The sequence below is a fragment of the Mycobacterium sp. genome (assembly GCF_052145595.1).
GTDB lineage: Bacteria > Actinomycetota > Actinomycetes > Mycobacteriales > Mycobacteriaceae > Mycobacterium.
Window position 1 is genome coordinate 1 of sequence record NZ_JBKQOI010000379.1, and the last position, 12,494, is coordinate 12,494.

General features: G+C 64.5%; 12 protein-coding genes and 4 tRNA genes. 10 read left to right on the top strand and 6 right to left on the bottom strand.

What is annotated here, in order from left to right:
- The 3 genes from ACLP4W_RS30615 to ACLP4W_RS30625 all read left to right on the top strand — a co-directional run.
- A partial coding sequence (locus ACLP4W_RS30615; RefSeq protein ID WP_442391427.1) for a class I adenylate-forming enzyme family protein occupies positions 1-1,335 on the top strand: 1,335 nt, incomplete at its 5' end.
- Positions 1,332-2,144 carry an SDR family NAD(P)-dependent oxidoreductase gene (locus ACLP4W_RS30620; RefSeq protein ID WP_442377392.1) on the top strand — a complete coding sequence of 271 codons (813 nt, stop codon included), beginning with the start codon at positions 1,332-1,334 and terminating at the stop codon, positions 2,142-2,144. The genes ACLP4W_RS30615 and ACLP4W_RS30620, both read left to right, overlap by 4 nt.
- Positions 2,144-3,004 (top strand): amidohydrolase family protein, encoded by an 861-nt coding sequence (locus tag ACLP4W_RS30625; protein WP_442377390.1) that lies wholly within the window; start codon positions 2,144-2,146, stop codon positions 3,002-3,004. Before ACLP4W_RS30620 ends, ACLP4W_RS30625 begins: the two co-directional genes overlap by 1 nt.
- Positions 3,005-3,457: 453 nt before the next feature.
- On the opposite strand, the gene ACLP4W_RS30630 is transcribed toward ACLP4W_RS30625, so the two are convergent.
- On the bottom strand, positions 3,458-5,770 hold the full coding sequence (locus ACLP4W_RS30630; protein WP_442391429.1) for an NACHT domain-containing protein: 2,313 nt from the start codon (positions 5,768-5,770) through the stop codon (positions 3,458-3,460).
- A 29-nt stretch (positions 5,771-5,799) separates the two neighbouring features.
- Positions 5,800-6,165 (bottom strand): hypothetical protein, encoded by a 366-nt coding sequence (locus ACLP4W_RS30635; protein WP_442377386.1) that lies wholly within the window; start codon positions 6,163-6,165, stop codon positions 5,800-5,802.
- 171 nt (positions 6,166-6,336) lie between these two features.
- Between ACLP4W_RS30635 and ACLP4W_RS30640 the strand changes: the two genes are divergently transcribed.
- Both ACLP4W_RS30640 and ACLP4W_RS30645 read left to right on the top strand, forming a co-directional pair.
- Entirely contained in the window at positions 6,337-6,705 is a 369-nt protein-coding gene (locus ACLP4W_RS30640) for a DUF932 domain-containing protein (protein ID WP_442377384.1), read from the top strand.
- Positions 6,639-6,851, top strand: a complete 213-nt coding sequence (locus tag ACLP4W_RS30645) for a DUF932 domain-containing protein (RefSeq protein WP_442391440.1) — start codon at positions 6,639-6,641, stop codon at positions 6,849-6,851. Before ACLP4W_RS30640 ends, ACLP4W_RS30645 begins: the two co-directional genes overlap by 67 nt.
- A gap of 326 nt (positions 6,852-7,177) precedes the next feature.
- Here the strand turns inward: ACLP4W_RS30645 and ACLP4W_RS30650 are convergent, their stop codons facing one another.
- The 3 genes from ACLP4W_RS30650 to ACLP4W_RS30660 form a co-directional block, all read right to left on the bottom strand.
- Positions 7,178-7,756: a hypothetical protein gene (locus ACLP4W_RS30650; protein ID WP_442391432.1), complete on the bottom strand. Its 579-nt coding sequence runs from the start codon at positions 7,754-7,756 to the stop codon at positions 7,178-7,180.
- A 28-nt stretch (positions 7,757-7,784) separates the two neighbouring features.
- On the bottom strand, positions 7,785-8,225 hold the full coding sequence (locus tag ACLP4W_RS30655; protein ID WP_442377380.1) for a hypothetical protein: 441 nt from the start codon (positions 8,223-8,225) through the stop codon (positions 7,785-7,787).
- Between the two features lie 1,324 nt (positions 8,226-9,549).
- Positions 9,550-9,849: a hypothetical protein gene (locus tag ACLP4W_RS30660; protein ID WP_442391435.1), complete on the bottom strand. Its 300-nt coding sequence runs from the start codon at positions 9,847-9,849 to the stop codon at positions 9,550-9,552.
- 230 nt (positions 9,850-10,079) lie between these two features.
- Between ACLP4W_RS30660 and ACLP4W_RS30665 the strand changes: the two genes are divergently transcribed.
- The gene (locus tag ACLP4W_RS30665) at positions 10,080-10,568 is read left to right on the top strand and encodes a hypothetical protein (RefSeq protein WP_442391436.1); all 489 of its coding nucleotides are present in this window, start codon (positions 10,080-10,082) and stop codon (positions 10,566-10,568) included.
- Positions 10,569-10,783: 215 nt separating this feature from the next.
- On the top strand, positions 10,784-11,884 hold the full coding sequence (locus ACLP4W_RS30670; protein WP_442391438.1) for a tyrosine-type recombinase/integrase: 1,101 nt from the start codon (positions 10,784-10,786) through the stop codon (positions 11,882-11,884).
- Positions 11,885-11,978: 94 nt separating this feature from the next.
- Here the strand turns inward: ACLP4W_RS30670 and ACLP4W_RS30675 are convergent.
- Positions 11,979-12,053 (bottom strand) — tRNA-Val (locus ACLP4W_RS30675).
- A 176-nt stretch (positions 12,054-12,229) separates the two neighbouring features.
- Between ACLP4W_RS30675 and ACLP4W_RS30680 the strand changes: the two genes are divergently transcribed.
- The 3 genes from ACLP4W_RS30680 (at position 12,230) to ACLP4W_RS30690 (ending at position 12,492) form a co-directional block, all read left to right on the top strand.
- Positions 12,230-12,302: transfer RNA gene (locus ACLP4W_RS30680), tRNA-Gly, on the top strand.
- A 29-nt stretch (positions 12,303-12,331) separates the two neighbouring features.
- Positions 12,332-12,405, top strand: a tRNA-Cys gene (locus ACLP4W_RS30685).
- A 15-nt stretch (positions 12,406-12,420) separates the two neighbouring features.
- A tRNA-Val gene (locus ACLP4W_RS30690) sits at positions 12,421-12,492 on the top strand.
- The last annotated feature ends 2 nt before the right edge of the window (positions 12,493-12,494 follow it).

Below are 12,494 nucleotides of genomic sequence, written 5' to 3' on the forward strand. Positions count from 1 at the left end.
TACCTGGCCGCCGCCAAGCTCGGCGTCAGCGTGACCCCGCTGAATATCAGGCTCGGCGATCCCGAACTCGTCCACATCGTCAACGACAGCCAAGCGGTGGCCATCGTCGCCGGCGACGGATACGAGAAGCGAGCCGCCGCCCTGCTTGCGTCCGCCCCGGCGGTCCGGCTGGGCCTCTCGCTCGACAACCACCTCGACGGCTTCGCCGATTACGAGGGGGCGCTGGCGCGGGCCCCCCGGGACGAGCCCGACCCCGGGCGCTACCAGGTGTCCGAGGACGACCTGGCGGTGCTGATGTACACCGGCGGGACCACGGGGCTCCCCAAGGGAGTCATGCTCAGCCACCGCAACGTGCTGACCGCGGCGATCGCCACCGCCCTCGGGCTCGAATTCACGAAGAACGACTCCACCTGCTTCGTCCTGCCGATCTTCCACGTCGCCTGGTGGCCGGCCATCACGCTGCTGCTGGTCGGGGGGAAGGTTGTCATCGTCCGCAAGCCAGACCTCGGCGAGATCCTGCGGCTCATCCAGGACGAGAAGTGCACCCACATGAACGCGGTGCCCACCCTGTACGGGTGGCTCATGGACATGGCGCCGGTCGGCTCCTACGACCTGAGCAGCCTGCGAACACTCACCTATGCGGGCAGCCCGATGCCCGTGGAGGTGCTCAAGCGAGCCATCACCGTGTTCGGGCCGATCTTCGCCCAGGGCTACGGCGCCACCGAGACCGCGGGCGGCCCGATCACCTTTCTTGAGGCCGCAGATCACCACCTCGACGGAGAAGACAGCCACCTGCTGGCGAGCGCAGGGAAGGCCGCGCTCTGCTCGGAGATCAAAGTCGTCGACGACAACGACGAGCGCGTCGGACCTGGCCAGATCGGTGAGGTCTGCGTACGGGGCAAGCACGTCATGACCGGCTACTGGAAGAACCCCGAGCTGACCGCAAGAACCCTTAAGGGCGGCTGGTACCACACCGGCGACCTCGGCTACCTGGACAAACGCGGCTACCTGTTCCTCACCGACCGCAAGTCGGACATGATCATCAGCGGCGGCGAGAACGTGTACCCCACTGAGGTAGAGAACGTCATCTACACCCACCCCGCCGTCCTCGAATGCTCGGTCGTCGCCACGCCTGACCAGCGCTGGGGGGAAATAGTCCACGCCGTCATCGTGGTCCGCGACGGCGCCCAGGTCAGCTCCGAGGAGATCATCGAACACTGCCGCCGGATACTGGCCGGCTACAAGTGCCCAAAGAAGGTGACCTTCGTGCAGAGCCTGCACAAGACCGCCATCGGCAAGATCAGCCGCAAGGACGTGAAGGAGCACCTCCGATGAGAAACACGCCTCTGAGCGGCAAGACCGCCTTCGTCACCGGCGGGCACCAAGGGATCGGCAGGGCCATCGTCGAGACGCTCGCCGGCGCGGGCGCGAACGTTGCCGCAGTGGATGTCAAACCCGCCATCGCGGACACCGCGGCCGAGATCAACAAGCGCACGCCGGCCTCCGAGGTCATCGCGGTGCAGGCCGACGTCACCTCCAGCCAGGACATCGCCGCCGCCGTCGCGCAGGCCAACCGGCGTGTGGGCCGGATCGACATCCTGGTCAACAACGCCGGGATCGTCGGCAAGAGGGCGTTCTCCTGGGACGGCGACGAGGACGTATGGCGGGCAACAATCGACATCAACCTCGTCGGTACCTACCGCGTCACCAAGGCCGTCGTTCCGCAGATGGTCCAGGCGCGGGCTGGACGCGTCATCAACATCGCCTCCATCTCCGGCAAGCAGGGCAGCCTGGGGAACTCGGCCTACAGCGCGTCCAAGCACGGCGTCATCGGCCTGACCCGCACGCTCGCGCAGGAGTTCGCCATGCTGGGACTCGGCGAGCTCACCGCCAACGCGGTCTGCCCCGGGGTGGTCGACACCCCACTGGTGTACGGCGAGGGCGGGCTCCTAGACGGCGTCTCGGCGCTCACCGGCGAGAGCCACGGGGTCGTGATGGAGAAGTACATCCTCACCCAGTCGCTGCAGCACCGCCTCCTCGACCCGCAAGAGGTCGCGGACATGGTGTGCTACCTCGCGTCCGACCGGGCGCGCGGCATTACCGGGCAGGCGATCAACGTCTGCGGAGGGTCGGTGTTCTACTAATGGCCACACAAATCAACCGGATCGTCGACGCCCACGTGCACTGGTGGGACGTCGAGGCGAACCCCTGGTATGAGTTCATCCGCAACGTCGGCGACATGACCGGCACGAACCTGTACAGCAACTACCTCCCCGCCGACTACCGGCAGAGCCTCGGTGGGGCCCCGGTGTCGAAGGTAGTTCACGTCTCCGCCGTGCCCGGAACCCAGTACTACATCGACGAACTGCGCTGGCTCGACGGCGTCGCCGCGAGTTCCGGCTTCGGGGTCGGCTGTGTCGGCTCCGCCGACCCGGCCCTGAGCAGCTCCGAGCTGCGCGCGCACCTTGACGCGCAGCTCGAATTCGGCCGGCTACGGGGTATCCGCGTCCTGGACGGCCTCGACCCGGACAGCGACGCCGCCCGCACCGTCGCCGACTGGCTCGTCGAGCGCGATCTGGTCTTCGACCTCGTCGCTCGCCCGGACACGCTCGGGCGATGGACCCGGTTCGTCGCCGAGCGCCCGCAGCTCAGGGTCGTCCTGGAGCACTCGGGATGGCCTTACGGCGTGGACGAGGCGTCCTATCAGGCGTGGGAAAGATCGCTGACCGGCTTCGCGCGTGGCACGGACGCCGCGGTGAAGGTCTCCGGGCTGGCCATGGTGACCCTGGAGATAAACGAGCCGAGCCTGAGGCCCTGGATCGAGTGCTGCATCGACCGGTTCGGCTGGGATCGCGTGATCTTTGCAAGCAACTTCCCCGTCGACGGGATCGCGGGGTCCTACCAGGACCTACTGCGCGCCTTCGACCAAGTGCTGAAGCCCGACAAGCCAGACCAGCTGGAGAAATTCTTCGCGGCCAATGCCGAACGAATCTACCGAGTCTAGCTCTAGCCGCTTGAGGATCCCCTTACGGGCACCACCTCGCCGCCATTGTCGCGGTCCGCTGACCCGCGCCGAGCGCCCCGATATGTCCGACTGAACCGGTTCTGAACGTTGCCATCACGGACTACGCTCAGGACCAGATCGGGAAGCACACCGGTCTCACGAAATGAGGTGTGCATCGAACCCGGGATGCTCCAGAACATAGGCGTTACGAAGTTTCGGCGAGCGGCACCGCGAAGGAGGGCTTAACAAGCTCGAGCGTCGCCTCGCCGGTGGGCTCCCAGGTGAGGATGTCGGGTGTGCGGTGGTGCGGAGATAGAGGTAGGTGGAACCACCCTTTGAACTGTGCCGGTCCGCACTGGTTCATGATTGCCGTGGCCCTAAAAGCGTTGGTTTTCTTACTTGTTGAAATGCTGAGTGGACGTTTATCTGGTGAACCTGATCGACGATTTGTGCTCAGTTCCAGTTGGGGAGCATGCCTTCAACGAATCGGAGTCGCTTGAGGTCGTCCCACAGCCAAGCTATTGCCAATCGGGTTGCCGGTGTTGTGCTGAGCACGTCGATCTTGCCGATGGTGATCGTGAAGGCGCCGGCGAATGGTGCGTATTCCGGTTTACTTTCGAGATATGACCGGAATTCGGCGTAGAGGGCGTCCTTGTCGTCCATGATCTGTTTGTGACGGTCGTCATTGATCGTCAAGGACACTCGGTTCGCCGTGGGTGGGTCGTCGTGACCTGAGCCGCGGTGCAGCGGCTTGAGCAGATAGCTGACGGTTGGCTCGCGGGGGCCGAAGAACTCATATGGGCTGCGTGGCTGGCTTGCTGAATAATGCATCACGCCAAAGAATTCCACCGGCATCAGGCCCCGGCGGGCCAGGGTGATACCGAAGTTGGGTAGAACCGCATTGGACAGCTCGAGATAACAGGTCATCGCGGCTCCCACAACAACCTTGACGCGCTGCGCCATGGTGTCGACGTTGAACGAACCCCAGGGGTTTCCGGGAGTGGGATCGATGTCAGGGTAGGGGTACCGGGGATTCTCAATCTTCCAAGATTGCTGACCCGTGGGGTCTGCGGCGGCGGCCCGATGTGCCTGCCAAGCTGCATCGAGGTCGCGCTTTTCTTCCTGCGCGACTCCCGGGAGCTGTTGGCCTGTATGGAGGAAGATGTTCAGAAATTCGCCGCTGATGTCGTTGGCCAGCTCTTCTAGCGTGCGGTTCCAGACCCAGTTAATCCCGCCGGACACCGGCCCGTGCCGAAGGACTCGTGGCTTCACATCCTTGACACGTGACTGCTGCACCACCCGTGGCAGAGGTTCTAAGCGACCGGCGTGGGAGGGCATCCAGGCGATGCTCACCTGGCTTGGTCCATCGACCGACACCGCGACGGTGGTCTCATCGAATTGTGTGCAACCGCGTTGGCGGAACGGGAAAAATGCTTGGGCAACAACGGGCCCGACGCCGTCCAGCCATGCGTGCGTCGCCAGCCGGATGCGGTTGCCGACGTGTTCCCAGTCCTCACGCGAGAGGTTGGGTCGCGGACGGGTCAGTCCGCCGCGTTGGGTCTCCATCACGATCCAGGAGGCAGCGCCTGGATTCCAGCGCGCGACCGCGGCTATGATTTCGTCGGCGTGGCTGGGCTCCCCGGCGGCGAGAACGATGGCGAGGACATATTTCCACCGGTCGAACGATTGCAACGACGTCAGGATCTCCGCGGGCAGCACCTCACCTTCCAGGAGGGCTTTGGCGGCGAACCACTGTTCGAATGTGGCCAACGCAAAAGAACAGTGCCGGCCATCCGAGGACACTAGCGGCGAACGCCGGATCTTGGCTGCGGTGTCTGCTGTCGTGAACGACGTCGGATCGACTGCACGGCCAGTTCGAACGGATTGCACTGCCAGCGTGCGTAATTCGCTGTAAAGCTCGTAGCCTTCAGCCTCGACGACATCAGCGACGACTAAGTCGATCAATTCCGAAATGCTGGTCGCGCCGTGTAGTGCTCCGGCATGTCGGCCGACGAGCACCGCGAACAACGGGCGGGTTATGGCCTGCTCGAGCTGTGCACCGAGATCACCAACATCCGAGCCGGCCACTGTCGTGATGATTTGTTCGGCCTGGGACTTGGGCAGATCGTCCACGCGAATCTGCAGCCGGGTGTCGAAGGCACTTTTCAGCATCTCAACGGGCATTTCCCGGGACGTCAGCAGCACCCGGCATTGCGGCCATCGGCCAACGAAATCCGAAGCCTGACTGAGCATTGTCGCCGCGTCTTCGGTGCGCTCGTCGAGCCCATCTACTACGACGTCACATCCTGATGTGCTGAGCACCTCGTGGCCAATTTCGCCTGCGAGCGCGGCTTCGAGCGGGCCATCCAGTTCTTTCATCTTCAGCCACACGGGCACCCGGGCAGCAGCATCGGCGCTCGCCTGCGACACGAGTTCCCCGAACCACTCCTCAGCGACGTCTGATTTTCCAGCGCCCAGAGGCCCGGTGAGAACGCGGAATGAACCCGGGGGAAACTCGTCGCCGCTAAGCTCACCTGGCACGGGTGACCGAAGCGACAAACTGCGGCTGAGTTGCTCGTCAGACAATCCCGCGCCGCGCCGGCGGGCTCGAGTTCGTTCAATCGCTGTCGCGGTGCTGCGCTCAAGATATGTTGCGCGCCCCATGATCTCGTACGGAGTACGCGGTGCTTGAATGACCGTATCGATGTTGGTGGCAGAGACGCCGCCGCGATCAGAGACGTTGACCTGGGTGCCGGCCGGCTCCACGGCTCGGCGATTCTTACGACCGAAGACACTCACGGCTTCGACGTGTCCTCCGGGTCGGGCGGCGGCTGCGACGTGCGCACGCCACCCTCGATGTTGATCGCCGAGACGCCACCGCGATCGGACGACAAGTAAGTGCCACCGGTCGATTTGGCTGATTGCTGAACCGCGGACTGCTGACTTACCGTGCCGGCGCTCGGCCCGCTGGTGCTTTGCTGGAGGCGGAACGACCAGATCGCGCCCACGACCGCACCGATAAACCCGGCCGCGACAACCACCCACCACCAGTGGTGGCCGGCCTTGCCTACCTCCGCCAACGCGTACGTAGTGAGGATCCCCGACCCCGCGATCAGCGAAGACGGCATCCAGTACCGCCGGACCAGACCCTGACCAGCCATCTGCCACACCCATCTGTCGGCAACAACCACCACGCGGCATGCAACGTGCCATACATAACTTAAGCCTGGGGACCGACATATTGACGCCACGACACGCTGCTCACCGCGGCTTTATTGTGCGCATCGTGGCTCAGAAGGGCAGATAACGACGGATCGTCGGCATTCCGGTTCTTGGTCACGCCCATCCGCATCGTCTGCGCAAACACCCAAAGCGCCGCGATCGGTTCCGCCAAAGCCAGTTTCGCGATCCGCCACACCGGCGGGGCACTTGCCTCCATCCAGGAGGCCCGCAACGCCCTCAAGCTCAGCTGGCGCTACGTGGAGGCCTTCGAAGCCGAAGCCGCCGAGCTCTACGCGCAACCGATGAATACCGAGCAGGTGCGCCGCTTCGCCGACACCCTGCTCGAGGTCGACGCCGCCGGCACCGAGCCACCGCCCGCCACCGCCGCGAGCGGGCCACCGGCATCGTCAAGCTGTGGACCTCGTTTCCCACCATCGCTCCGATCGCGGGAACCCGATGGGCCGCCTACAACGCCGTGACCGAATACCTCGACCACGTCGTTCCCATCCGCGGAGCACGCACCGCCGGCGACGCCAGCGCAGCACGCGCACTGCGCAACATCACCACCGCCGGCAGCAGCCAATCCCTGAAAGCCCAAGCGTTCCGGATGCTGCAAACCCTGTAACCGGCCCCACCGGCCACCGGGGCCCGGCCAGCTCCCCACCCACCGGGGCTGGTCGGGCCCCCTTTTTTCTTCGGGTACATCGACATCACCAATCGCCCGCCGCCACCGTCCGCCACCAGGCCGCCAACCGGCCACCATCAGCTCCGCCTCGACGGCGCGCCGCCATGCGGTGCGCCCGTCCCGCTTGTAAGGCCGCAGTTACGCCCCGGCGACACGGCCCGCCCCGCTCCCGCGGCGCGACCCGCCGACGCCGCACTACGCGATTCCCCGCCCCGGCCGCGCTAACCGGAATTGCAGTGGGCGCGCCGCGATCCGCCACGCCGCGCTCACCACAGCGTTGGTTCCTTCGAGCCCAGCAATGCGGCGGCCACCGCATCGGCATCCCAACCATTGCGCACCGCATCGCGCAATGCCACCGCCCTAGCCCGACGTGCCTTCACAACGTTGTCTCCGCGGCGCACCGCCACGCACCCGCCGCCGCGGCCCGCCCGGGCCATCATCACCATGATGTCACGCTGCGACCCGGGCACGACATGAAGCAAACCCGTTTCGCCCGCTGAACTCACGCAGACGCACACTGTGTTGTTGCAGCCGTCCAGCGCCCGCACCCACGGCTCTAAAGGCGCGCCATCCACTGCGGACGCCAACGCATACCGGTTGGCGCGCACCATGATCCGCATACCGCCGCGGCGCACCCACCACCGGCCGTACCCATCGCCCCCGAGGGACGCCCGCCAGATCGCGCAGTCATTTGTCTCCGGGCCTCGTACCACGTTCGCCTCAAACCGGTCCAACTCCTCACCGTGGATACGCCGATCCACCACGAGCCGTGCGGTTGCGAACGCCCCAATCTCCCCGACGCTTTCCAGTACCGTGCGGCCTCGTTCGCCGCGATCCGCGTTCATCATCGCCGCGCCCACCGACACCGGCCCGTCACGCCGGCGGCCGCGCTGCCAATCCGTCGTTCGCGGCGACGCTCACCGGTGACATCGACGCGCCAACATCCGCGATTCCCGGCCCCGAATCGACGTCGGTCGGGCCAGCCAGTTCAGCACCCCCAGCCGCCGCTTCCGGCATCGCCGCGGCATCCGGTGCCGCATCGGCCTCCCGAATCAGCTCGCGCGCAGTCTTTTCCGCCACACCGGCCATCCTTGCGATCTCCCGCAAGCTCTCCCCGCGATCACGCATCGCCCGCAAAGCCCCACCCGCCGACACGCGCGCCTTGCTGCGCCGTCGCGCGGCCTGCGCAAGCACCCCGTTTACCCGCTCAGTCAGCCATGCCTCTACCGCATCTTCGCGTTCCCGCGCCGAAAAGAACGCAGCCAAATCCTCAACATTCGCCCGGGTCCGCCGCAGCAACTCCTCCTGGGCCACCGCCGCGGCCTCGCGCGCCGCCCGCCGCGCTTCCTTCGTATCGCCTTATTTCCCATCAATTACACGCTAAAGCCCTCAAACCCCTTACGCCGCGGCCGAACCCAAAAACTTTCCCCGATGCCCCCCCCCCACTCACCAGCCCTGCACCCGACCACTCGCCACACCAGCCCACCGGCACTTAGGCCACCCTAACTTCACCGCCTCACCGAACATCACACCTCTTGCACTTAGGTCTCGAAACAGCAACATTTCGTCCCGACGTTTTAAAATGCGAGGTATGGACGCGAGTGACACCAGTCCCTCATGCCCCCGCTGCGGGCTGCCGATTGACGCGCCACTACCCGGCGACAGTCCGCGCCGAGGTCGGCGCAGAATTTGGTGCTCAACGGCCTGCCGGCGGGCGGCCCACGCCGAGCGGGCCGCCGCCGAACGCGCTGGCACCGCGGTTCGCGTGATCGAGGTTCCGCGGTACTCCCCCGCGGTTGTTCGGCCGGTGATTGTCCCCCGCCCTCCGACGATTGAAGACCTCGAAATGCAAGTGCTCAATGACCCCGACCACTGCGCTTGGGTGCTCACTCAAATCACCGTCCGCGCCCGTAAGAAAGAGCTCGATAAGCGAGTGTTACGAGCGGCCAGGGAGCTTGCGCACGTACTACTGCCGAATGCCACGCGGTACTAATTCACCCCGTGTCGAGTCGGGACCCGACAGGACAGATTCGAAAAGATCTGCCTCAGGGTTGCTGCAGCATCGCTAGTGCGCGGATCGCGTGAGACGTGTCCTGGCTGGCGATCTGCAACGCGATGGGTGTTCGGGCGTGATTCGATGGCACTGCGAAGCGGCCCGGCGGGCCGGAAGCAGAAACCGATTCACCGACGGCAGCGGTGATTACCGTGCGCGCGCAGACCTCGAGCCAACACGGGCCGATATGCCGAACGCGATGCGTACCGCACCCCCGGCGAGCGCTTCCTTGCTGTCGATGGTCGACTCGAAAAACGAGCCTTAGGCGCCACCACCAGTCAGCACAAACGACGAGCCAAACTCGGCGCGGGCGGCGTCGCACAGAAGACCAGCATCCACCAATACGGCGCTAGCCCCAGCTGATGGCGCAACGCGGCACAAAGTGGCCATGCGCCCACTAATCCGATTCGGGACAGACCGTCGACGCGGCCTCCTGGAAGAGGATCAGCTCTTGCAATTTGAACCCGAACGCCGTCGTTCGATGACCCCGTCAAGTGGCGGTAGCGGACCTCGCCAACATGATGTTCGGCAGGGTTGCGGGCCTTCGGAGCGTGTCTTTCGCGAACCGACTTGAGAGGATTTGCACTACGGCGATTCACTTAGTTGGCGAAGGTTGACCCACTGCGCGTGAGCATCGTCGGCATCGATCCCGAATTGCTGTTTTGTGCTATCAAGCGAGTGGTAGATGTCTTTCAAATCGGCAGCCCGCTCGGGGTTTTCCTGACGACGTTCGAAATCTGCCAACGCCGTGAGCGCGATTCGGTACCTGGCGAGGTGGGACACTACGTCGGTGAGCAGCGCGGCCCGCTTGCGCGCAGTCTCGACGACATTGGGGGACGGCGAAACCGGGTATGGCCGCCGGCGCGGATCCATCGCTTTCACCATCTTGCGACCTTAACCACCCCCGTTGCGGCCACGCGACGGTCGAGACGTGTCGGTTTGGGGCGCAGTTAGGCGTCGCGTGGCGGATTTCTGCTTAGGTACCGCGCGACCGGGAACCAGCGGGAATTACTGGTGTGCACCACGTTTAGGCTGTGCTGCGCGCAACGACATACATGCGAGAGAACTTTTGCACGACCGTCGCCTTAGCCCTGTAGCCTTCGTACACTGGGACAATGAGCACCTCCAGTAGTAAGCATGACCCAGGTGCCTCGGTCATTCCGACTCGGCGCATACAGCGGCTTGCTGTCAAGGACGTCCTCGATGCGCTGCGAATCAGCCGATCGTCGGTATCGTCCCCAACGACGCGAACGCGAAAACCCTTGCCGGCCAGTGCAAGGACAGGGCACACCGCCGACCCAAATTCGGGCTTCCCGGACGTCGTGTGCTGGTGTACCAAACAATGGCCTTGCAAGACTGTGCCCGATCATCGCAGCGATCGGGAGGAATTTGCTCGCCAACTCATCGCCAGAATTGATAAATCCGACCGCGATCGCGAGAACGTACTCATCTACCGAGTCGATCCTGGGGACCGCGACGCAGCACCCCTGGACGAGCTCATCATGCCTACCGTCGCCCAACACATCGCCTGGAGAACCGAATACGAAAAGGCGCTTCTCGTCGCCGGACCACCAGGCGGACAACAAATTTCGGCGACAGGATAGGAAGGGCAGGAGCTATCACGATGGATGACGTGCTAACCGCGGGCGAGGTGTCACGTATGACGGGCATCCCGGTCTCCACACTGCATGATTGGGCGGCTAAGCGAGAGCGAGGGCTGGAGTCGCCGGGGCCGCATCATTGCAAGTTGTCATCCCGGCATCGGCGCTGGATGCGCGCTGATGTCGTGGAATGGCTCGCCGCAGCACGGTGTTGAGCGATGACTATTCGCAGACGTGAAGCGCAGTCTGGCACCCGCTGGGACGTCGAATGGCTGCTGCCCGATGGGACTAAGCGATCCAAGACATTCAAGACACTGCGGGCCGCCAAGTTGTTCGACGGTGAATTGAGGTCCGCTCGCGAAGATGGCGAGGCGGTCGATCCGCGCGGCGGCAAAACCGAGCTGCGCGTCGTATACAAGAGTTGGCTTGCCTCCCGGCCCGATCTGTCGCCGAAAGTACGCCGCGGTTACGAGGACAACTGGCGGCTGCGGATTGAGCCAAAGTTCGGCAACTGGCCGATCGGGCGAATCTTGCGAGAGGACGTCCAGGAATGGGTCAACGAAATGACCGCTGCAGGCCTCGGGCCCCGCACGGTGCGATGGACGCACAGTGTGTTGCGGATGACGCTGGACCACGCCATCACAGACAAGAGGCTGCGCGGCAAAAACCCATCGGCGAATGTGCGGTTCCCGCCGATGGGAGAAACCAGCCATGTCTATCTGACCGCGGTGGAAGTGGCGAAGCTGGCCGAACTTTGCGATACGGCCACAGGCGAGGGCTCAAGAGCCGCAAAGCAAGGCGACGTGGTGCTGATCCTCGCCTACACCGGACTGCGGTTCGGAGAATTGACCGGACTCAACGTCGAAGATGTCGACCTGCAGGCGCGGCGTATTCGCGTTCGCCGGTCGATCACGCAGTTATCTGGTCGCCTCCTCGAAGGTCCACCGAAAAGCCGTGCGGGTCGTCGTAGCGTGCCAATTCCAGAACGGCTGATGTCAACCCTTGAACGCCGAATCGAGGGGCGTCCACCTGGCGAGCCAGCGATCGTGTCGCCGAAGGGCTCGCGGCTCGGCCTCGAAAACTGGAAACGCGCCGTTGGCTGGCGGACCAGGATCGCCGAACTCGGGCATCCCACGATGCGCGTGCACGACCTCCGACACACCTACGCGTCGCTGGCTCGATCGGCGGGCGCCGACATGAAACTCCTTCAGGTGACGATGGGCCACGCCTCGATCGTGGTCACCGCCCACACCTACGCCGATCTCTACGACTCCGACCTGGATCGTGTAGCGGATGCGCTCGACGGGCTCGGCGGCTAACCATGGCGGCGGATAAACGGCGGATAAGCCCGGGCGGGTGCGGGCGATGGATCGAAATATGCACAGCGGAAATGGCCATGACCTGCATCGACGGTGGTGGTCCCGGCTGGGATCGAACCAGCGACCTTCCGCGTGTGAAGCGGACGCTCTCCCACTGAGCCACGGGACCGGCGCCGAGAGGCGAACGACGTCGAAGACTAGCACGAAGCTGACATCGCGGATCGGCCCACGTGCGTCCCGAGGACCCGCTAGCCTAGAGCCGCAACTCACCGAGAGATTTGTGTGCGCCCGCTCAACTGGACTATCGTCGTCCTTCGCACCGGGCGCCGATCTCGCCCGTTGCGCGCGGATGTAGCGCAGTTGGTAGCGCATCACCTTGCCAAGGTGAGGGTCGCGGGTTCGAATCCCGTCATCCGCTCGAAGGTGCAAGTGGCATCAATCCCCAGCGGTGGAGTGGCCGAGTGGTGAGGCAACGGCCTGCAAAGCCGTGCACACGGGTTCGATTCCCGTCTCCACCTCCAGCTTCGATCCCCAAAGCGCGATTAGCTCAGCGGGAGAGCGCTTCCCTGACACGGAAGAGGTCACTGGTTCAATCCCAGTATCGCGCACC

Bases quoted from the DNA above. Each gene is read 5' to 3' on its own strand.
- ACLP4W_RS30635 (WP_442377386.1), bottom strand. From the start codon at position 6,165: ATGGCTGGTCAGGGTCTGGTCCGGCGGTACTGGATGCCGTCTTCGCTG.
- ACLP4W_RS30670 (WP_442391438.1), top strand. From the start codon at position 10,784: ATGACTATTCGCAGACGTGAAGCGCAGTCTGGCACCCGCTGGGACGTC.
- ACLP4W_RS30660 (WP_442391435.1), bottom strand. From the start codon at position 9,849: ATGGTGAAAGCGATGGATCCGCGCCGGCGGCCATACCCGGTTTCGCCG.
- ACLP4W_RS30625 (WP_442377390.1), top strand. From the start codon at position 2,144: ATGGCCACACAAATCAACCGGATCGTCGACGCCCACGTGCACTGGTGG.
- ACLP4W_RS30650 (WP_442391432.1), bottom strand. From the start codon at position 7,756: ATGAACGCGGATCGCGGCGAACGAGGCCGCACGGTACTGGAAAGCGTC.
- ACLP4W_RS30620 (WP_442377392.1), top strand. From the start codon at position 1,332: ATGAGAAACACGCCTCTGAGCGGCAAGACCGCCTTCGTCACCGGCGGG.
- ACLP4W_RS30665 (WP_442391436.1), top strand. From the start codon at position 10,080: ATGAGCACCTCCAGTAGTAAGCATGACCCAGGTGCCTCGGTCATTCCG.